The sequence below is a fragment of the Clostridium sp. AF32-12BH genome (assembly GCF_003477935.1).
Classification (GTDB): Bacteria; Bacillota; Clostridia; order Lachnospirales; family Lachnospiraceae; genus Brotaphodocola.
Map to the genome: position 1 here is coordinate 72,159 of NZ_QUEH01000005.1, position 20,815 is coordinate 92,973.

Here is a 20,815-nt window from a genome sequence, read left to right on the forward strand (position 1 = left end):
AACAACAGGCTGATGCTGGTGCAGCGCATGAACCGGCTGTTACGGGGAAATGTGACCGAAGAGGGGGAAAACGGGTATGGTGAAGGTATTTCTTGTGGAGGATGAAGCAATCATACGACGCGGCATCAAAAAAAATGTAGAGTGGGAGAAAAATGGATTTACCTTTGTCGGGGAAGCCGGTGACGGGGAGTATGCGTATCCGCAGATCTTAAAGACGGAGCCGGATATCCTGATCACGGATATCAAGATGCCGTTTATGGACGGGCTGGAACTCAGCCGTCTGGTGAAAAAGGCACTTCCCGACACAAAGATCATTATTTTGAGTGGCTACAATGAATTTGATTATGCAAAAGAGGCAATCACGATCGGGATCAGCGAATATCTCTTAAAACCGGTCACGGCAGCCAGCCTGACGGCGGTACTCCGGAAGGTGAGGGAGGAAATCCGGGAGGAAAAAGAGAAATCCAGGCTGTTAGAGCGCTATTTTGTGAGCTATGAACAATACAACGAGTTTCTTGATAAGACCGACTATACCGGAGTCAACCGGAAGCTGATCGAAGACTTCTTAAAGCTGGGATCTGCCGGGGAAGAAGGGCTTTTTGTGGATGAATATTTTGCTGCTGTGGGAGAAAACAATTATAAATCCCTCCTGCTCCGTCAGTACATGACAATCGATATTTTTTACTGTGCCCAGGAGTTTTTCAAGGGACTTCATGTCAGCACGGAGGAGCTTGCACCGGAGTTTGGGGATATCAAATATATCCCGAAGATCGCCGGAAGCGTGGAAGAAACGATGCATTACCTGAAGAAGCTGTTTGAGACCGCTTTGTCCGAACGGGACAAGGTATCTGGAAACCGCTATGGTTCCCTGATCGATACGGCCAAGCAGTATCTGAAGGAGCATTTTGAAAGCAATGAGATCTCGCTCAATACGGTTGCCGCAGAGGTCGGTGTCAGCAGCAGCTATTTTTCTTCTATTTTTAAGCAGGAGACCGGGCAGTCCTTTGTGGAGTATCTGACAAAACTCCGGATCGATAAGGCCTGTGAGCTTTTGCGGTGTACGACACTGCGGAGTGCCGAGATCGGGGAGCGTGTGGGCTACAATGACCCGCATTATTTCAGTGCGACCTTTAAAAAGGTGACCGGGGTATCGCCAAAAGATTATAAAAACGGCAGTCAGGAACCGGAAAGAAGGGATGTATGAAGGCGGGAGCGTGGATCGCCAGAAAGGTATCCTTAAGAAACCGGCTGCGTCTTCTGATCATCCTGACGGTCATTCCGCTTACCATGATGGTGCTGGCGATCGCAGGCATGATCCATAATTACTCCAGCTCCTACAATAAGATCATGAATAACTTAAAGGTCATCAACACCTACAACATGAATTTTAAATCCGATATGGAATATTCCATGTACCGGGTTATGATCGGTCTCATCAACACGAGAAAGTTTGATGCGGGGGATATCATCGAAGGCCAGACGCAGTATGCCACAGTGGTAAAGAACCCGTTTCATATGATCGAGGATGCCCGGTACGATATGGAGTACAGAATCACAAGAAAACCGGGGACAGACGGGGACATTAACATCAAAGGAATCCTGTCATGTCTGGATTCTCTGGAAAAAGCGGTGCAGAAGATGATCGAAAATTCCCATAAGGCCGGAAGATACGATGAAAACCAGGCAATCTGGGAAAATGATGTCCAGGGCCTGTGCTCGATGATTCAGGATTACATCAATAAGTACATCTACTATGAGACACATAATATGGAAGAACTGCAGCAGGATCTGGAGCAGCAGACCAACCAGATCGTCTATGGATTTCTGGGACTTCTGGGGGTGATCCTGGTAACGGGAATCTTCTTTTCTACTTTGCTTACGAATTCGGTGACGAGACCGATCAACAGCCTGAAGATGACGGCAGAGCGTCTTGGAAGCGGAGACTGGGATGCCCGGGCCGAGCTTGGCAGTCTGGAGGAGATCAATGTCCTGGCCCGCACGTTTAACCAGATGAGCGGGGAGATCGCCGGACTGATCGGGCGGATCCGCAAGGAGCAGAAAAATCTGCATATTGCGGAAATGAAGCTGTTGCAGGCGCAGATCAACCCGCATTTTCTGTATAATACTCTGGACTCGATCGTCTGGATGGCGGAGGACGGCGATAACCAGAAGGTCGTGGAAATGACAGCCGATCTAAGCGATTTTTTCCGTACTGTCTTATCCGAGGGACGCGATTTTATCACGATCAATGAGGAAAAGCGGCATATCGAAAGCTATTTAAAGATCCAGAAGATCCGTTATGAAGAGATTCTGGATTACCGGATCAGTATCGATGAGCGGATCGGACAGAAACAGATCCTGAAGATGATCCTGCAGCCGGTCGTGGAAAATGCACTTTATCATGGCATTAAAAACAAGCGGGGCGGCGGCATGATCACCATACGCGGCTATGAGGATAAAAGTGGTCTGGTGTTTGAAGTGGAAGACAACGGGCGTGGAATGGATACCGGCACCTTAAAGCGTCTGCGGGAAAAGGTAAGCGGCAGTGATGCAGCGCAGGAGGTCAGTGAAAAAGGCGGGTTTGGCATGTCAAATGTGGCGCAGCGGATCCGCATGTATTATGGCGGCGATGCGGCGATCACGATCGAGTCGGAAGAGTATGTGGGTACCTGTGTGAAGATTTATATCGGGCACGGATGCCCCGGTGGAAGAACGGAGTGAAAGAGAATGCCCGGACTGGAAGCTTCATCACTTAAAAACATATAGAAACAGATAAAATCAAAAGAAAACACACTTCTTCTTAAAAAAAACACACCGATTTCCCGAAAACGGGAAAAAATTTCAAAAGAATTCGAAAAGACAGTAAAATAATCCCATTTTTTCAAAAAATGCTCTGTTTCAAAAAACAGGGCTTTTTTTTATAATGAAATTACGATATGGATACGAAAACATATTCAAAAAGGAGGAAGGTATTTATGAAAAAGCAACTCACAGCAATCGCACTTACAGCAGCTATGGTAGGTTCTCTTACCGCTTGCGGCGGCAGCAAGCCTGCTGAGACAACCGCAGCTCCGAAGGAAGAGGCTAAGACCGAGGCACCAGCAGAGACTGAGGCGAAAGCAGAAGAATCTAAGGAAGAGGCAGCAGCAAGCGGAGATTTGATCACCGTTGGTTATGCACAGGTTGGTGCAGAGTCTGACTGGAGAACTGCAAATACGGAGTCTTTCAAATCTACCTTTACCGAAGAGAACGGCTATAAGCTGATCTTCGACGATGCACAGCAGAAACAGGAAAACCAGATCAAGGCAATCCGTTCCTTCATTCAGCAGGAAGTTGACTACATCGTAGTAGCACCGGTTGTAGAGACTGGTTGGGAAACCGTTCTGGAAGAAGCAAAAGAAGCAGGAATCCCGGTTATCCTTTCTGACCGTCAGATGCAGCTTTCCGATGACTCCCTGTATGAGGCATGGGTAGGCGGTAACTTCGTAAAAGAAGGCGAGACCTGTGGTGACTGGCTTGCAAAATATCTGGAAGACCAGGGACGCGGCGAAGAAGAGATCAACATGGTAACCATTCAGGGTACCATCGGTGCTTCTGCACAGGTTGGCCGTACCGAAGGTATGGATAACAAGTTAAAAGAGCACTCCAACTGGAAGATGTTAGACAGACAGTCTGGTGAGTTCACCCAGGCAAAAGGTCAGGAAGTTATGGAGTCCTTCTTAAAGAGCTACCCGGATATCGACGTTGTCATCTGTGAGAACGATAACGAGGCATTTGGTGCGATCGATGCGATCCACGCAGCAGGCAAGACCTGTGGTCCGGAAGGCGACATCATCGTAGTAAGTTTCGACTCTGTTAAGGCGGCATTTGAATCCATGATCAAGGGCGACTTAAACGCAACCTTCGAGTGCAACCCGCTTCATGGACCGCGTGTAGCTGAGATCATCCAGAAACTGGAAAAAGGCGAGAGCGTAGAGAAGATCCAGTACGTAGACGAGGCATATTTCGATACATCCATGGATCTGGAAAACATTCTGAAAGACAGAGCATATTAATTAGAAACACCCATCCGGAATTGAGCGGAATGGCAAAAGAAACGTGAGTTCCGTCAGGAAGAATACAAAGTGCGGAGCCGGAGGCGTAGGCTTCCGGTTCTGCACTTTTTGACTTTATGGGATTGGAAATAGGGCTGTTCGTTTTTCGAGGAGTAGCAACAACGTTTGGAGCAGGCAAGATGAAATGATAGGAGGCAAAGCTTTTATGGAACAAGGATCAGTTCTTGAAATGAGAGGGATTTATAAAACATTCCCGGGCGTAAAAGCTCTGCAGAATGTGGATTTTACACTGAAAAAGGGTGAGATCCACGCACTCATGGGGGAAAATGGTGCGGGAAAATCTACCCTGATCAAGGTATTGACAGGCGTGGAGGAATTTGAGACAGGACAGATCATGATCGACGGATTCGATCAGCCTGTAGTAAACCGGAGCCCTCAGGAGGCACAGCAGAGAGGAATCAGCACGGTATATCAGGAGGTAAACCTCTGTCCGAACCTTTCCGTCGCAGAGAATCTTTTTATCGGCAGAGAGCCGAGAAAGGGCGGTCTGATCGACTGGAAGACCATGAATAAGAGAGCAGGAGAGCTGTTGAAAAGTCTGGATATCAATGCCGATGTCACACAGACGATCGACCATTATTCCATCGCAATCCAGCAGATGATCGCGATCGCGCGGGCCGTGGATATGTCTGCGAAGGTCCTGATCCTGGATGAGCCGACCTCTTCCCTGGATGACAATGAGGTAGAAAAGCTGTTCGTTCTGATGCGGAAATTAAAGAGCGAAGGCGTAGGAATCATTTTTGTCACGCATTTCCTGGAGCAGGTCTATGCGGTCTGCGATAAGATCACGGTACTTCGAAACGGACAGCTGGTCGGACAGTTTACGACTGCAGAGCTGCCGCGTTTCCAGCTGGTAGCAAAGATGATGGGCAAAGACTTCGACGATCTGGCTGCGATCAAGCACAGCGGAGAAGAAGAACGAAACTTCGATGGCGCTGACATTGTCATCAAAGCGGCAGGTGTCGGAAAGAAAGGCTACATCAAGCCGTTCGATCTGGTCATCCGCAAAGGCGAAGTCATTGGTCTGACCGGACTGCTTGGTTCCGGACGTTCCGAGACCGTCCGCGTGATCTATGGCGCAGAAAAACCGGACACCGGTGAACTGGAAGTAAAAGGAGAGAAACTGATCTCCAGACATCCGCTGGATTCCATGAACCGCGGAATGGCATACCTGCCGGAAGACCGGAAAAACGAAGGCATCATCGCTGATCTGTCGGTAAGGGAAAATCTCATTATCGCACTTCAGGCAAAGCAGGGAATCTTCCATCTGTTAAGCAGAAAGCAGCAGGAGGAATACACCGACAAATACATCGACATGCTTCAGATCAAGACAGCCAGCCGGGAAACACCGATCAAATCCTTGTCCGGTGGAAACCAGCAGAAGGTAATCATCGGCAGATGGCTGCTGACCAACCCGGATTTCCTGGTTCTGGACGAGCCTACACGAGGCATCGATGTCGGAACCAAGACCGAGATCCAGAAGCTGGTCGTGGAACTGGCAGAAAAAGGAATGGCAGTTGTATTCATCTCTTCCGAGGTAGAAGAAATGCTGCGTACCTGCGACCGCATGATCGTCCTGCGTGACGGCGCGAAGGTCGGAGAACTGAGCGGCGCGGAGATGAACCAGGCTTCCATTATGACAACGATCGCAGGGGGGCAGTAACTATGAAAGAATTCAATATCAAAAAACTGACATCGCAGAGATTGTTTTTGCCGATCTTCTGCCTGGCGCTCGTTCTTTTCGTCAACGTCATGACAACGCCGGACTTCTTTGCAATCTCAGTCCGTGACGGCGTTCTTTACGGCTATATCATTGATATCATCAACCGCGCATCCGAGCTTGTGATCCTGGCGATCGGCATGACCCTGGTGGTATCGGCTTCCGCAGGTACCGATATTTCTGTAGGTGCGATCATGGCAGTGAGTGCAGCGGTATGCTGTAACCTTCTGACTGGCGGTGAGCGCGCGGCAACCGAATATGCATGCCCGCTGATCCTTGGTTTCCTCGCAGCCCTTGTGATCGGCGCATTGATCGGATGCTTTAACGGTGTCCTGGTTGCAAAATTAAAGATCCAGCCGATGGTGGCAACCCTGATCATGTTCACAGCAGGCCGCGGAATCGCACAGCTGATCACCGACGGTCAGATCACCTACGTGCGTGTGGAAAGTTACAAGGTATTAGGAAGCTTCCTTCCGCATGTTCCGGTACCGACCCCGTTCATTGTGGCGATGCTTATGGTGATCGTGACATCGCTGATTTTAAAGAAGACGGCGCTCGGCCTGTATATCCAGTCTGTCGGCATCAATGCAAAGGCTTCCAGGCTGGTCGGCATCAAATCAACGATGATCGTCTTCCTTACATATGCATTCTGTGGAATCTGCTCCGGTCTGGCCGGTCTGATCGCTTCCAGCCGTATCTACTCTGCAGATGCAAACAACATTGGTCTGAACATGGAGCTGGATGCGATCCTGGCCGTAGCGATCGGCGGAAACTCCTTAGGCGGTGGTAAATTCTCACTGGCAGGCTCGATCATTGGTGCTTATACGATCCAGGCGCTGACGACCACCCTTTACGCCATGCATGTTTCATCGGACCAGGTTCCGGTCTACAAGGCAATCGTGGTAGTCATCATCGTGGCCCTTCAGTCCCCGGGCTTTGCGAAATGGCGTAAGTCCCTCGCACAGAAAAAAGACGCGCAGATGAACGCAGGAAAGGAGGCTGCATAATGAAACAGAAAAAAAAGCTGAACCAGACCAGCTTCCTTTTGCTGATCACGATCGTATTGTTCTTTGTTATGTATGCCATCGGATGTATTGTTTTTAAAGAGCAGGGCTTTGCAAAGACCCAGAACTTCTTAAACCTGTTTATCTCCAATGCCGGACTGATCGTCATTGGTGTCGGCATGACCACCGTCATGATCACCGGTGGCATTGATATCAGCGTCGGCTCGTTTGTAGCGATGGCCTGCATGATGCTGGCTTGGATGATGGAGCGTGCACAGATCGGTGCAGTTCCGGCCGTCATCATCGTGCTGGTAACCGGCATTGTATTTGGACTGGTGCAGGGATTTTTAGTAGCTTATATGGATATCCAGCCATTCATTGTGACCCTGGCCGGAATGTTCTTTGCCAGAGGTATGACCGCGATCATCTCCAAGGACATGATCAGTATTACCAATGAAACTTTCATGGCATGGGCAAAAGCCAAGATCTACCTTCCGTTTGGCGGCTACGTAAACCGGAAGGGCGTCATGATCTATCCGTACATTTACCCGACCGTTGTGATCGCGCTGATCATTCTGATCCTTGCGTTTATCATGCTGCGTTATACCAAATTTGGCCGCAGCATCTACGCAGTCGGCGGCAATGAGCAGTCCGCCCTGATGATGGGCTTAAATGTACGCCGCGTGAAATTAAAAGCGTATGTGCTGGACGGATTCCTCTGCGGAGTCGGCGGTATCCTGTTCTGCTTAAATACTCTGGGCGGCTTCGTGGAGCAGGCAAAAGGCTTTGAGATGGATGCGATCGCATCTTCCGTTATCGGCGGCACCCTCTTAACCGGTGGTGTCGGCAACGTAATCGGAACCCTGTTCGGTGTTCTGATCAAGGCAACGATCGAGGCATTCATTACTTTCCAGGGAACCTTATCCTCCTGGTGGACCCGTATCACGATTGCAGCACTCCTGTGCTTCTTCATCGTGCTGCAGTCCGTACTTGCCATGATTAAAAAGAAAGATTAAACGATAGGTGAATGATATGATGGCGGTCGGTTTCTGGTGGGAAATCAGAAACCGGCCGCTTGGCTTTCCTCGTATATCGGGAAATCTACCTGCTTTTCACGTTGAATTGAGTTTGGCGAAAAATAAAAAAAGTATAAATTATTAGCACTCAACACAAATGAGTGCTGATTTTTTATTGACTTTTCGATTCTAAGGTATTAAAATACCGTTATGACAAGGGCGAAAACAGGAATGGAATTCCGACTTTTCGTTGCCGGGCACGCATGCGTGGACAGGAACGAATTATCATCCCATGTGCCGGGAACTTTCGGAGCATGGAACCAAAGATGCCCTGCTTTAGAATGGAAAAGGAGTGTTAGCTATGAGCAGAACAGGTAATTTATCGATTAACAGTGAAAATATATTCCCGATCATTAAAAAGTGGCTGTATTCCGACCACGACATTTTCTATCGTGAGCTGGTTTCCAACGGCTGCGATGCCATCACCAAGTTAAAGAAACTGGAACTGATGGGCGAGTACACCAAGCCGGAGGATATGGAGTACAAGGTACAGGTTACCGTAAACCCGGACGACAAGACCATTGCCATCACCGATAACGGTCTCGGTATGACCGAGGCTGAGGTAGAAGAGTACATCAACCAGATCGCATTTTCCGGCGCTCAGGATTTCCTGGAGAAATACAAAGACAAAGCCAACGAAGATCAGATCATCGGTCATTTCGGCTTAGGCTTCTACTCTGCATTCATGGTAGCTGATAAAGTAACCATCGACACTCTCTCCTACAAAGAGGGCAGCAAGCCGGTTCACTGGGAGTCCGAGGGCGGTCTGACCTTTGAGATGAAGGACGGCGAGAAAGCAGAGCAGGGAACCACCATTACCCTGTACTTAAACGAAGACAGCTATGAGTTCTCCAACGAGTACCGCGCAAGAGAGGTCCTGGAGAAATACTGCTCCTTCATGCCAGTGCCGATCTTCTTAAACAACGAGAAGGCAGAGCCGCAGTATGAGACCATCGAGAAGGACGAGCTGACGGACAAGGACACCATCATCGAGACCATTGTAGAGCCAGCCAAGACTGAAGAAAAAGAAAACGAGAACGGCGAGAAAGAGACCGTTGAGACCGAGTCAGCAAAAGAGAAATACAAAATCCTCAAACGCCCGGTTGCATTAAACGACACCACCCCGCTTTGGAGCAAGCATCCGAACGAGTGCACCGACGAGGAATACCGCGACTTCTACCGCAAGGTCTTCCACGACTACAAGGAGCCATTGTTCTGGATCCACTTAAATATGGATTATCCGTTCAACTTAAAGGGTATCCTGTACTTCCCGAAGATCAACACCGAGTACGATTCCATCGAGGGAACTATTAAGCTGTACAACAACCAGGTGTTCATTGCCGATAACATCAAGGAAGTCATTCCGGAATTCTTAATGCTGTTAAAGGGCGCCATCGACTGCCCGGATCTGCCACTGAACGTTTCCAGAAGTGCCCTGCAGAACGATGGATTTGTAAAGAAGATTTCCGACTACATCACCAAGAAGGTAGCCGATAAGTTAAGTGGTATGTGCAAGACCGACCGTGAAAACTACGAGAAATACTGGGATGACATCGCTCCGTTCATCAAATTCGGCTGCATCAAGGATGAGAAATTCGCAGAGAAGATGAACGACTACATCCTCTTTAAGAACCTGGACGGCAAGTACTTAACCTTAAAGGATTGCCTGGAGGAGAATAAAGAGAAGCATGAGAACACCGTCTTCTATGTAACCGACGAGAAGGAGCAGAGTCAGTACATCAACATGTTCAAGAAGGAAGGCTTGGACGCTGTTATCCTGCCGCACAGCATCGACAGCCCGTTCATTGGTCACTTAGAGCAGAAGAACGAGGGCTTAAAGTTCCTGCGTATCGATGCAGACTTAAACAGCACCTTCAAGGAAGAAGTTAAGGAAGATGACGAAGAATTCAAGAAAACTTCCGAAACCCTGACCGAGACCTTCAAGAAAGCACTCGGCAACGACAAGCTGGAGATCAAGGTGGAAAAGCTGAAAGATGAGAACATCTCCTCCATGCTGACTGTATCCGAGGAAACCCGCCGTATGCAGGATATGATGAAGATGTACAACATGTACGGTATGGATCCGTCTATGTTTGGCGGCGCAGGCGAGACCCTCGTCTTAAACGCAAACAACAAGCTGGTACAGTATGTCCTGAACCACGGAGACGGCGAGAACACCAACAAGATCTGTGAGCAGCTCTACGACCTGGCTCTGCTGGCACACGGCAGCTTAAGCCCGGAGCGCATGACCGGATTCGTGGCACGCACCAATGAGATTATGATGATGCTCGCCGAGAAGTAACAGTTTAACACAGTAAATATCAATAAGTCCGAAAGCCCCCGCCCTGCCATGCATAACCGCATTCACGCGAATTTTCGCCCGTTTTGCTCCGCCGCCTATTGACCGTTCCTCCGCTAACTCGCTCACTGCGTTCGCTCAGACAGAGCTCCGAAACGGTCGCTATGCTCACAAAACGGGCAAAATTCGCTAAAAGAATGCGGTTACGCATGGCGGGGCGGGGGCTTCCTACTATACTGGCTCCATTACATATAAAAAACCTGCAACCATTACTGAAACGGCGAAAATAGGATAACTATCGGCCAAATCAGTAATGGTTGCAGGTTTTTTCGTACACGCTCGGACCTTCTATTTGTTACTGTGCGATATTGTTTATATGGGAGAAGTTATGGTAGAATGAAGAAAACAGATTGCGGAAGGAGATACGCGTATGGGACTGATCAGAGCAGCATCGGAGGCATTTAGAGGAAGCATGGCAGACCAGTGGAAGGAATTTTTCTACTGCGACGCCCTGGAGAAAGATATTCTGGTGAAACGGGGGCAGAAACGCACATCTTCCCGTTCTTCTAATACAAAGGGAAACGATAACGTCATTTCCAACGGCAGCGGCATTGCGGTGGCAGACGGCCAGTGCATGCTGATTGTGGAGCAGGGAAAGGTGGTAGAGGTTTGTGCGGAGCCGGGCGAATTCACGTATGACAGCTCTACCGAGCCGAGTATTTTCACCGGAAACCTGGGAGACAGCATCAAGGAAACGTTTAAGCTGATCGGCAGGCGTTTTACATACGGCGGCGATATAGCAAAGGACCAGCGGGTGTACTACATCAACACCAAGGAACTTGGAGAAATTCTGTTTGGAACGGCAACCCCGATTCCGTTCCGCGTGATCGTGAGTGAGGAGATGGGCTATAAACTGTCAGTGGACATTCGCTGCAATGGTCTGTTTACCTATAGGATCTGCGATCCGATCCTGTTTTACACGAATGTGTGCGGAAATGTGACAGACACTTACGACAGCGACGAGATCGCGGCCCGCTTAAAGAGCGAGATGATGAATGCCCTGCAGCCGGCGCTGGCAAAGCTTTCTGCGCAGAGGATCCAGTATTACGAGATTCCGGCACATACCATGGAAATTTCGGATGCGTTAAATGAGGTGCTTTCCAGCAGCTGGCGGCAGAAACGTGGCATTGAGGTTTATTCTGTCAACATCAATTCCTTAAGCATTCCGGATGACCAGAGAAAGAAGCTGACCGAGTGGGAGGAAAATGCCATGACGACCAACCCGAACACAGCGGCAGCCCGTCTGGTCGGCGGTCAGATCGATGCCATGAAGGCGGCAGCAGCCAACAGCGGCGGTGCCATGACCGGATTTATGGGCATGGGTATGGCGATGAATGGTGCAGGCGGCACAAGTGCGCAGAATCTGTTTGCGATGGGGCAGCAGGGGCAGTATCAGCAGTTTGGAGGTGGACAGCCGATGCAGGGACAAGTGTTTGGCGCTGGACAGAACGGACAGCAGTTCGCTCCAGGACAGCAGCCTGCAGCCGGACAGTCTGCAACGGCGGACGCGGCAGACACCTGGACCTGTTCCTGTGGTGCAACGGTAAGCGGTAAATTCTGCCCGGAGTGCGGCACGAAGAAGCCAGAGCCGAAGATGCAGCCTGCCGGAAGCTGGACCTGCGCAAAGTGCGGCACTGTGGCAACGGGCAAGTTCTGTCCGGAGTGTGGTTCTCCGAAGCCTGCAGACGCAGACGGCTGGACCTGTTCCTGTGGAACGGTGAACAAGGGAAAATTCTGTACCAACTGTGGAGCAAAGAAACCGGCAGGCGCATTGCTGTATAAGTGTGACAAGTGCGGCTGGGAACCGGAAGACCCGGCACATCCGCCGAAATTCTGCCCAGAGTGTGGAGATGTGTTTGATGATGGGGATATCGTGAGATAAGAAAGGAACCTACATGGGAGAACTACAGGAATACAAGTGTCCCTGCTGTGGCGGTGGAATCCGCTTTGACAGCAAGGCGCAAAAGCTGAAATGTCCGTACTGCGACACGGAATTTGAAATTGAAGCATTGCAGCAGTACGACACGACCCTGAAAGAAGAAAAGACCGATGATATGCAGTGGGAAAAGGCAGAGGGCAGTACCTGGCAGGAAGGCGAGGAGCAGGGACTGAACACTTACCACTGCGAATCCTGCGGCGGTGAGATCGTAGCAGACGAAAACACGGCGGCATCGACCTGTCCGTTCTGCGGAAATCCGATCGTTATGACCGGAAAACTTTCCGGCGCCCTGCGTCCGGATATCGTAATTCCCTTCAAGCTGGATAAAAAAGCGGCGAAAGCAGGGCTGAAAAAACATCTGGAGAGGAAAAAACTTCTTCCGAAGATTTTTCAGGATCAGAACCATATCGATGAGATCCGGGGAATTTATGTTCCATTCTGGCTGTTTAACACGGAGGCGGATGCGAATATCCGCTATCGTACGACCCGGACCCGTTTCTGGAGCGACAGCCGGTACAATTACACGGAGACCAGCTTTTATCTGGTCAACCGCGGTGGTAAGATCGGGTTTGAGCGGGTGCCGGTCGATGGTGACTCCAAGATCCCGGATGATCTGATGGAATCGATCGAGCCATTCGATGTCCGTGAGGCAGTTCCTTTTCAGCCTGCGTACCTGGCGGGGTATCTGGCAGACCGCTACGATGTGGATTCGGAAAAAAGTGCTCCGCGTGCCAATGAACGGGTGAAAAAATCAGTGGAGCGTGCGTTTGAGGAGACGGTGACCGGCTATGCCACGGTTGTGGCTGAGAACAGCAGTGTCCAGCTTCATGACGGGAGTGCGCAGTATGCCCTCTTTCCGGTCTGGATCTTAAATACGACCTGGGAGGGAAAACAGTATCTGTTTGCCATGAACGGACAGACCGGAAAGTTTGTGGGTGATCTTCCGGTTGACAAACATGCAGCGACGCGGATGACGATCAAACTGACCGTGATCATTGCCGTGGTATTTTATATCCTGCGGTGGATCTTATGGTTTGCAGGAATGTAGCGGGAGGTAAGACAACATGATGAAAATAAAAAAACGGTATGCAGTGCTCCTGCTTGCGATGTGTCTCACCATCCTGTCTGGATGCATTCCGGTATTTGCCGATACAGCGGGATTTTCCGAGGAATACAGCCGCTTTCAGAATCCGGATGGAATTATGGCGGAAGGCGACGCAGAAAAATTAAATGAAGAACTGGATGAAATCAGCCACAGGCAGAATCTGGATGTTACCGCAGTGCTCGTAGAAACTTTTTACGGCGAGAGCGTGCAGGCATATGCGGATGATCTCTATGATAGCTGTGATTATGGTTACGGCGATGAGAAAGACGGTCTTCTTCTGCTTGTGAGTCTGAAAGACCGGGACTGGTACATTTCCACATTTGGTTATGCAGCAACCGTATTTACCGATGCAGGAATTCAGTATATCGGGGAACAGATTGCACCGAAGCTTGCAGATGGTGCATATTTGGAAGCTTTTGAAACATACATTTCACAATGTGATCGTTTCATTGCACAGGCGAAAAAAGGAAAGCCTTATGATACCGGCGCAATGCCGCGAAATCTTTTGTCGCCCATCTGGCTTCCGATTTCCATTCTGGTTGGTTTCGGCGGCGCTTTGCTGATCGTTGGAGTCTATAAAGGACAGTTAAAGAGTGTCCGGATGCAGCGGGAGGCAGAAAACTATGTCCGGGAAGGAAGTTTTCAGGTTACAAACCGGGGCGATTATTTTTTGTACCGGCACGTGAGCAGAACACCGAAACAGCAGCCGAAGCGTTCAGGCGGAAGTGGAGGCGGAAGCAGCATGCATACTTCTTCTTCCGGGCGGAGCCATGGAGGCGGCGGAGGGAAATTCTGACAGCCCGGATGGAGAAGAACAACCGTGGAAAACTTCCGGGGAATGGCGGCTGCTGCGAAATGATAAAATAAAAAAAGTAATATGAGCAGAAAAAAAGTTATGTCTTAAAAAAAGAACAGAAATCTTACTTGCCAAATTCTTTCATTTCCTTATAATAGATAAAATAAACGTGCGTTTTGGACGCAGTATACAATCTTAGGTTAGACAAGAGGTAAGACAGATGTACAAAGGCATAAAGAAATTGGCAGAATTGATTTTGGAATCCGAGGAAAAATTTCTGACAGGCCAGGATGAGCAGGAAATCTGCCTGGGCAGTCTTTTAAAAACCCAAAGCACAGATGAAATCTGGTTGAGCGAAGATGGGGAATATCATACGGTTATGATTGGCAACAAAGAAGAACAGGAAAGCAGCATGCAGGTGTGCCATGAGGCGCAGCATCCGGTTTGCCTTCCGAAGTTATTGTGGGTTGCCAATGCGCTTCAGAAACTGCTTGAGCAGGCAAATGGCAATCTGCCGATCGAGGAGAATGAAAATCCGGAACTGATCCGTTATGCAGCTGAGATCATCCGGAAATATGCAGACGGGCTTTCCCACGATGCGCGCAGCGCAAAGGAAATCTGTGCAGAGGGCGGTCAGAATATCGCGTAAACTTCATGCTGCGTTTCCATGAAACAGGGAAAGACGACAAAAATAAGATAAAACAAGATCCATGCAAGGCAGAAAATAATTGAAAAGTCTCTTGTGGAAGGGTGTGAAAGACATACCGGTTTCCATAAGAGACTTTTTATTTTACAGGGAATTTACATTTTATGCCAAAATCGAAACTTATTTTACAGACCTGGCACAAAAATTGCTTAATAAATAGGTATAAGAGAAAACCAGCAGCGCATCGAAAGGGGGATTTTGTCAACATACGATATGCAGCTGCGATAAAACGAAAAGGAGAATTGGTATGGGTGAAAAAGGTAACAAAATCAAATTTCGAGACATTTTAAACAGAAACTTAGTGCTGATCATTATCATTCAGATTTTGTCAGACTGTGTAAACAACATGGTAAGCGGTTATACCAATATGGCAGCGAAATCCGTTGGCATCGCTGTTGCTTCCATCGGTGTTGCGGCTTCAGCCTATTCCATTGCCGGAATGATCGTCCGTATGCCGGCAGGTGCGCTTGCTGACTCCCAGAAAAAGAAAGTGGCATTGATCGGTGTTCTGTTCTTGCGTATGCTGACCTGTCTCATCTTAAGTACCTTTGGCCTGAGCGGAAACGCGAACTTCATCATTGCCCGTGCAATTTACGGCATTGGCTGGTCTTTCGTGGGTATCGTCCTTCCGGCTGTTGTGGCTATGATGATGGACAAGAGAGCCATGGGTACGACGTATGCGATTTTGGCACTGGTACAGCAGTTCTTTAAAACCTATGCAAAAGCACTTTCTGTTAACATTTATCAGAGTCATGGTCCGCTTGCAGTAGCATTCGTATGCTGCGGATTTACCATTGCAGCAGTAGTTCTTGTTCTGTTCCTTGACTTCAATGACCCGAGAGTCCTTGCTGCAACCCCGAAAAAGAGAGGCGGTATGCTTTCTTCCCTAAAGGTATCCTACATTCCGATCTGCCTGCTTCTTTCTCTGGTTGTATTCGGATGGCAGATGCATAACCAGTTCGATAATGTGCTGGCGCAGGAGCGCGGCATTGACATTGCATCGATCTTACAGCTTGGTGCATTCGTTACCCCGATCACTGGATTTGCGGCAGCTGCACTTTGCGATATCATTGACCCGAAATTAGTGCTCTGTACCCTGTATATCTTTCTCGGTGCAGGTAATATCATTGTGGGACGCGCAACCGGTTACACGATGTTTGCCGTTGGTGAAATCTTGAGCCTGATCGGTGTTCAGTATTCCAGAGTTATCTCCATTTACCTGTTTAAAAACTGTGACGTAACGGAAAAGGGTGCTGTGCATGCGACAAACTATCTGTCGACGGATGTTTTGTCCATCATTTCCGGTACAGCACTGGGTGCTCTGATCTCTGCTACGGGTTATGAGACCAGCTATACCATAACCGGTGTGGCAGCTCTTGCAGCCATGGTTCTGGTATTCCTGTTTGGTACGAAGATGATCAAGTCAGCCGGAAGCGGTACCGCACCGAAAACAGAGGAAAAAGCATAAACAGTCGAAACGGCATAAATACAGAAAGATGCCAAATGTGTAAAAGATAACGTGATATCAGACTACAGGCGGATGGTCAGCCCGAGATAATCCTCATAATACCGCATGATCAGGCAGGACATGATCATGCGGTGTCTGGTATAACCATCTTCCAGCGGGATTTCCGCAATTTCATTGATTTTATTTAATTTATTCATAACCGTATTGCGGTGCATGTACATGGTGGCGGCAGTCTTATGAAGGCTGCAGCCGCAGAGCAGATAGTAGTACAGGACATCGCGCAGATTCGATTTATGCGCTGCATCATAACGGCAGATCTTAATGATAGAAGGGTGAATCAGATAGATCAGGTCGTTGTGGTGCAGCGTTTCTGTATATTTGCTTGCGCAAAGGTCGATGATGTAGTACATGCTGTAATCTTCATAGGAAAAGACACGCTCGTTTTCCGAAAAACGGTGCAGCTTACAGCCAATCCGGATGGTTGCGGATGCGATGGAGTAGAGGGTATACAGGCGGGATCGCTGCCTGGAGGCATTGCTGACGCCTGCGTGGGCCTGAAATTGTTCCATTAATGCGGTCAGGCGGTCGTAGTCAAAATCCAGCCTGCCATTTGGCCGTTCTTCCTGTGAAAAGAGAATGACAATATCGCTTCCGCAGATGGCCATATTGGTTTCCGGAAAGATGCTCTGCAGCTGCTGCATCAGATAACTGAGATTTTCGTTGTGCTGCGGTTCTGTCTCTGGGCGGATCAGAATAAAGGCACAGAAATTTTTAACCGGGTAGGCAAGACGGGAAAGGCGCTTTGCGATCTGGGTTTCATCGGTCAGCTGCTGCTCGGTCAGATCTTTAAAAAACTGGGCGCAGACCGCATCCTGATTGATCAGCAGTTCCAGATTTTCCCGGAGCGTGTGTGCTGCAATATCGCAGAAATCCATCAGCAGATGGCGGAAATCTGTATGATCTGACTGTGGGTTTACGGCCAGAAGAGCAGTAACCGTGTGATGGCTGTCGGTCTGGATGCGACAGATAAAATAAAGTTCGCCATGATCCAGCGTAAACGAACAGCAGGAATCTTTTGGATGCGCGGCAAAGGTATCCTGGATTTTCTGGGCGTAGGCAAATGGCAGGCTTCCGTGGGAAGTCAGTTCTGCTCCGAGCGGTTCCTCAAAATACGTTTTGGGGCTTCCGACGATCAGCTTAAAACCGGAATTTAAGAAATAAATCTGGGAATGGATCATTTCCGATGCAGTGTTCAGAAGCTGGGGCAGGGTCAGACCATCGCAGAGGGCTTCGCGGAGTGTGCTGCTCCAGTAGCGGTAGTTGCACAGAATGATGTTGATACGGTTGTACAGTTCAAACAGATCGAGTGCCGAAACGATGATGTTATGGTTTTTGCAGTCGGGAAGCCTGGTCTGGTTGACGTCTTCTGCTGCAAGAAACATGGTAATGGACGAAGTGTCCGGACATGCCTGTAAAAGCCGGATCCCGTCGGGATAATAGCCGATATAGAGATAATCTTCCAGAAGCTTTGCCTGGTTTTTTAAGAGGATGATCCCCTGGAATTCCCGGTCTGTTTGCGTGATGTGCTGCTCCAGTATGGTGTTTTCCATGCTCTGGAGGATATACATGATGTCCATAAAAACGTCTGATCCTTTCTGACAGAGATCTGTCTAAAATATAGCAATGATAAATTCATTTTATAAAAAACAGATATAAAAATCAAGATGCCCGCTGCGTTTGCAGTGGGCATCCTGATCTTTGAAGGGATAACCGAAAAAAGATTATAAGTCGTGGTCCATACGGTTGATGACTTCATCCTGGATACCAGGAGTCAGTCTGGTGAAGTATGCGCTGTATCCGGCTACGCGCACGATCAGCTCTGGATGATCCTCTGGATGTGCTTTTGCATCAACCATTTCTTCCTTATTTACAACATTGAACTGAACGTGTTTTCCGCCGTGGGTTAAGTAGGTCTGGATCATACTTCCGAGTTTTTCCAGATCAGCCTCGGTCTTTAATGCGGATGGATGGAACTTCATGTTCATCAGGGTTCCCTGATATGGATCCTGGTCTACTTTCATTGCACTCTGGAAGACTGCGATCGGACCGTGGGTGTCGGTTCCGTGAGCCGGAGACAGGGAAGCATCGGCAAGGATTTCGCCGCCCTTTCTGCCGTCCGGGGTTGCACCGGTAACAGCGCCGCCAGGCTGATGTGCGGAAATAGAGATGGCATTCGGTTTTAAGGTGTCGCCGTATACACACGGAAGGCTTAAGCAGGTATCGGCATGCAGTTTGTACATGTCAGCTACAAATGCATCGACTTCCGGAATGTTGTTGCCGTATTTCGGCTGGGAAGCAAAGTCGGCACGCATCTCATCGTAACCTTCCCAGTCAGCATCCAGGGCTTCCATCAGCTGTGCCATGGTGTATTTCTTTTCATCAAAGATGAGCTTCTTGATCGCGTAAAGACCATTTCCGGCATTGACTGCGCCGACTGCGCCCAGCACGGCACCATTCTCAAACTGGAAGCGGCGGTTGAACATATCTTTTCCGATCTTTACGCCGTCTTTCATCAGGCTGGAACGGAAGACATCCGGGAATAAGTCGCGTTCTGCGATCATCTCTACGTTAATGCGCTCATTAGCCATGCGCATGAGATAACGGATCTCGTCAAAGACCGCTTCCTTGATTTCATCGAAGGATCCCATCTTTGTAACATCGCCGACTTCCTTGCCGACCATCTCTTTGGTGTAACGGCAGAAACCATTGTGAAGGGCGATATCCATAGCCTGCGGAATGATGAAGAAGCAGGCAACCTGGGTACGGGTCTGTGCCTGGACGTTGCCGTCTACGCAGCCGGTACAGCACCAGTCACGCGCATCCTCGATCGGGAGACAGTTGGTCGGACTCTGTTTTGCAAAGAAGTTGATGTAGCTTTCATCGCCGACAAAGGCTGGCATGCCGATTCCGCTGCGCACGCATTCCAGGGCTTTTATCATCAGCTTCATCGGGGTGCCCTTGTGGACACGTACGGTTACCGTGTGGTGCGGCAGATGGGTATCCTTGGCTGCTTCCAGAAGCAGATAGGAAAGTTCGTTGGTTGCATCAGTTCCGTCGCGCTTTACGCCGCCGATGGTCCAGTTGTACCACTTTGCCATACCGGCATTCTTGGCACGGTTTGCCTTACCGGATACACGGTTGATCTTCATGCACTTGCAGCGCATGATCTCTAACAGTTCCAGAACTTCATCATCCGTGATGATGCCAGCCTCAATGTCTTTTTTATAGAACGGATACATGTACTGGTCAAAGCGGCCTGCACTGGTGGTCGGGCTTGGGCAGCACATTAAGAAGGTAAACCAGAAGCTCTGCAGTGCCTCACGGAAGGTATCTGCCGGCTCGTAAGGAACCTTGCGGCAGATGCGTGCCATCTCTTTTAATTCAGCAGCGCGCTTTTCATCTTTTTCTTCGGCAGCCATCTTTTCAGCCAGGTCAGCGTAACGGTTTGCAAAGCGGACCCATGCCTCAAATACGATGACAACACCTTCCCAGAAATCACGTTTCTCAATGATATCCGGGCTTTCGTAGCGCAGGTTTGCCAGATTTTCTTTGGCTTCTGCGATAATGCTCTTGGCACCTTCATTTAAGATTTTTGCGTAATCGACAGCAACCAGGGAGAAGCCAGGTCCAAGACCGTAGCCGGACATAGCGAAACCGCCGCCGGAGCCGCCGGTTTTATCTTTCCACGGAGGAAGGATGGTGCCGGATTTCATGAATGGCCACAGGCGGTCATTCTGTCCTAAGGATTTGCCCATGGTTTCTACCAGGTTGGAGTTTGCGGTGTTGCCTGCAAACTGCTCGTTTAAGCGGTAAAGTTCTTCTTCATCTTCCGGGGTGATGGTGTAGATCTCACTCTTTAAGCTCTCTACTTCGTCTTTGGTCCAGACACCGTATTCGTACTGCATTTCCAGACCGAATGGTTTGGATGCGCCGGAACCGCAAAGCAGATCCTCCGGCTCGATAAAGATGGTAATGTTATCCAGAATATTGGCATGGAGTTTGGAACGGCGCAGCAGCATTGGCTCGCCGCCGGTTTTCTCCAGTGATTCATTGGCAAGACGGAACAGTTCTACGCACAGCGGATATTTGCTGATGCGGAGACTTTCTTTCATACGTTTTACACGATCAGTCATAGTGATACCCCTCCTTGGTTAATTGACAGACTGTATTTTTATCTCTGATAAAAACATAACATTGTCGGAGATTCCATTGCAAGAAAACGGACGCAATTACCGAAAGGTTGTAAGAAATGCACAGAGGTGAAACAAAAAAATGTGCGGACGACACAGAATCCATCGATGGAATTTTAGGCAGCCGGATGTCTCCTTGACCTTTTTGTGTGCTTTGGCTATGATGAATAGAAGGTTTAACCATAGCGGGAACCTGCGTTTCCAGGTATAGTAATATAAGAAAACAATTTATAAACAAAAGAATGCCTGCAAAGGAAAATAAGACAGAGGGGGTTGG

The 20,815-nt window shown here is 49.0% G+C and carries 14 protein-coding genes; 12 read left to right on the forward strand and 2 right to left on the reverse strand.

All coding sequences use genetic code 11. From position 1 onward, the window contains the following. Positions 1-76: 76 nt before the first annotated feature. The 12 genes from DWZ40_RS06360 (at position 77) to DWZ40_RS06415 (ending at position 16,288) form a co-directional block, all read left to right on the forward strand. Entirely contained in the window at positions 77-1,204 is a 1,128-nt protein-coding gene (locus DWZ40_RS06360; protein ID WP_118541850.1) for a response regulator, read from the forward strand. After that, on the forward strand, positions 1,201-2,721 hold the full coding sequence (locus DWZ40_RS06365) for a sensor histidine kinase (RefSeq protein ID WP_118541852.1): 1,521 nt from the start codon (positions 1,201-1,203) through the stop codon (positions 2,719-2,721). The genes DWZ40_RS06360 and DWZ40_RS06365 overlap by 4 nt, the downstream gene beginning before the upstream one ends. A gap of 254 nt (positions 2,722-2,975) precedes the next feature. Further along, positions 2,976-4,055, forward strand: a complete 1,080-nt coding sequence (locus tag DWZ40_RS06370) for an ABC transporter substrate-binding protein (protein WP_118541854.1) — start codon at positions 2,976-2,978, stop codon at positions 4,053-4,055. Positions 4,056-4,260: 205 nt separating this feature from the next. Next, positions 4,261-5,778, forward strand: coding sequence for a sugar ABC transporter ATP-binding protein (locus DWZ40_RS06375; protein WP_118541856.1), 1,518 nt, complete (start codon positions 4,261-4,263; stop codon positions 5,776-5,778). A gap of 2 nt (positions 5,779-5,780) precedes the next feature. Further along, the gene (locus DWZ40_RS06380; RefSeq protein WP_118541858.1) at positions 5,781-6,842 is read left to right on the forward strand and encodes an ABC transporter permease; all 1,062 of its coding nucleotides are present in this window, start codon (positions 5,781-5,783) and stop codon (positions 6,840-6,842) included. Beyond that, positions 6,842-7,855, forward strand: a complete 1,014-nt coding sequence (locus tag DWZ40_RS06385) for a sugar ABC transporter permease YjfF (protein ID WP_118541860.1) — start codon at positions 6,842-6,844, stop codon at positions 7,853-7,855. The genes DWZ40_RS06380 and DWZ40_RS06385 overlap by 1 nt, the downstream gene beginning before the upstream one ends. A gap of 361 nt (positions 7,856-8,216) precedes the next feature. Continuing rightward, positions 8,217-10,217, forward strand: a complete 2,001-nt coding sequence (htpG, locus tag DWZ40_RS06390; RefSeq protein ID WP_118541862.1) for a molecular chaperone HtpG — start codon at positions 8,217-8,219, stop codon at positions 10,215-10,217. Between the two features lie 427 nt (positions 10,218-10,644). Then, positions 10,645-12,156: an SPFH domain-containing protein gene (locus DWZ40_RS06395; protein WP_118541864.1), complete on the forward strand. Its 1,512-nt coding sequence runs from the start codon at positions 10,645-10,647 to the stop codon at positions 12,154-12,156. 13 nt (positions 12,157-12,169) lie between these two features. After that, positions 12,170-13,261, forward strand: coding sequence for a hypothetical protein (locus tag DWZ40_RS06400; RefSeq protein ID WP_118541866.1), 1,092 nt, complete (start codon positions 12,170-12,172; stop codon positions 13,259-13,261). Between the two features lie 16 nt (positions 13,262-13,277). Continuing rightward, entirely contained in the window at positions 13,278-14,114 is an 837-nt protein-coding gene (locus DWZ40_RS06405) for a TPM domain-containing protein (protein WP_118541868.1), read from the forward strand. A 220-nt stretch (positions 14,115-14,334) separates the two neighbouring features. Further along, positions 14,335-14,763: a hypothetical protein gene (locus DWZ40_RS06410; RefSeq protein WP_118541870.1), complete on the forward strand. Its 429-nt coding sequence runs from the start codon at positions 14,335-14,337 to the stop codon at positions 14,761-14,763. Positions 14,764-15,067: 304 nt separating this feature from the next. Further along, complete coding sequence (locus DWZ40_RS06415) at positions 15,068-16,288, forward strand: MFS transporter (RefSeq protein ID WP_118541872.1); 1,221 nt, start codon at positions 15,068-15,070, stop codon at positions 16,286-16,288. A 62-nt stretch (positions 16,289-16,350) separates the two neighbouring features. Here DWZ40_RS06415 and DWZ40_RS06420 read toward each other — a convergent pair whose 3' ends face one another. Together DWZ40_RS06420 and DWZ40_RS06425 are read right to left on the reverse strand one after the other, a co-directional pair. Then, positions 16,351-17,925 (reverse strand): helix-turn-helix domain-containing protein, encoded by a 1,575-nt coding sequence (locus tag DWZ40_RS06420; protein WP_118541873.1) that lies wholly within the window; start codon positions 17,923-17,925, stop codon positions 16,351-16,353. Between the two features lie 144 nt (positions 17,926-18,069). Next, a complete protein-coding gene (locus DWZ40_RS06425; RefSeq protein ID WP_118541875.1) occupies positions 18,070-20,481 on the reverse strand; it encodes a pyruvate formate lyase family protein in 2,412 nt (803 codons plus the stop codon). Positions 20,482-20,815: the final 334 nt, after the last annotated feature.

Coding starts and splice junctions, on each gene's coding strand:
- DWZ40_RS06360 (WP_118541850.1), top strand. CDS start 77: ATGGTGAAGGTATTTCTTGTGGAGGATGAAGCAATCATACGACGCGGC.
- DWZ40_RS06425 (WP_118541875.1), bottom strand. CDS start 20,481: ATGACTGATCGTGTAAAACGTATGAAAGAAAGTCTCCGCATCAGCAAA.
- DWZ40_RS06385 (WP_118541860.1), top strand. CDS start 6,842: ATGAAACAGAAAAAAAAGCTGAACCAGACCAGCTTCCTTTTGCTGATC.
- DWZ40_RS06375 (WP_118541856.1), top strand. CDS start 4,261: ATGGAACAAGGATCAGTTCTTGAAATGAGAGGGATTTATAAAACATTC.
- DWZ40_RS06395 (WP_118541864.1), top strand. CDS start 10,645: ATGGGACTGATCAGAGCAGCATCGGAGGCATTTAGAGGAAGCATGGCA.
- DWZ40_RS06400 (WP_118541866.1), top strand. CDS start 12,170: ATGGGAGAACTACAGGAATACAAGTGTCCCTGCTGTGGCGGTGGAATC.
- DWZ40_RS06380 (WP_118541858.1), top strand. CDS start 5,781: ATGAAAGAATTCAATATCAAAAAACTGACATCGCAGAGATTGTTTTTG.
- htpG (WP_118541862.1), top strand. CDS start 8,217: ATGAGCAGAACAGGTAATTTATCGATTAACAGTGAAAATATATTCCCG.
- DWZ40_RS06405 (WP_118541868.1), top strand. CDS start 13,278: ATGATGAAAATAAAAAAACGGTATGCAGTGCTCCTGCTTGCGATGTGT.
- DWZ40_RS06410 (WP_118541870.1), top strand. CDS start 14,335: ATGTACAAAGGCATAAAGAAATTGGCAGAATTGATTTTGGAATCCGAG.
- DWZ40_RS06365 (WP_118541852.1), top strand. CDS start 1,201: ATGAAGGCGGGAGCGTGGATCGCCAGAAAGGTATCCTTAAGAAACCGG.
- DWZ40_RS06415 (WP_118541872.1), top strand. CDS start 15,068: ATGGGTGAAAAAGGTAACAAAATCAAATTTCGAGACATTTTAAACAGA.
- DWZ40_RS06370 (WP_118541854.1), top strand. CDS start 2,976: ATGAAAAAGCAACTCACAGCAATCGCACTTACAGCAGCTATGGTAGGT.
- DWZ40_RS06420 (WP_118541873.1), bottom strand. CDS start 17,925: ATGGACATCATGTATATCCTCCAGAGCATGGAAAACACCATACTGGAG.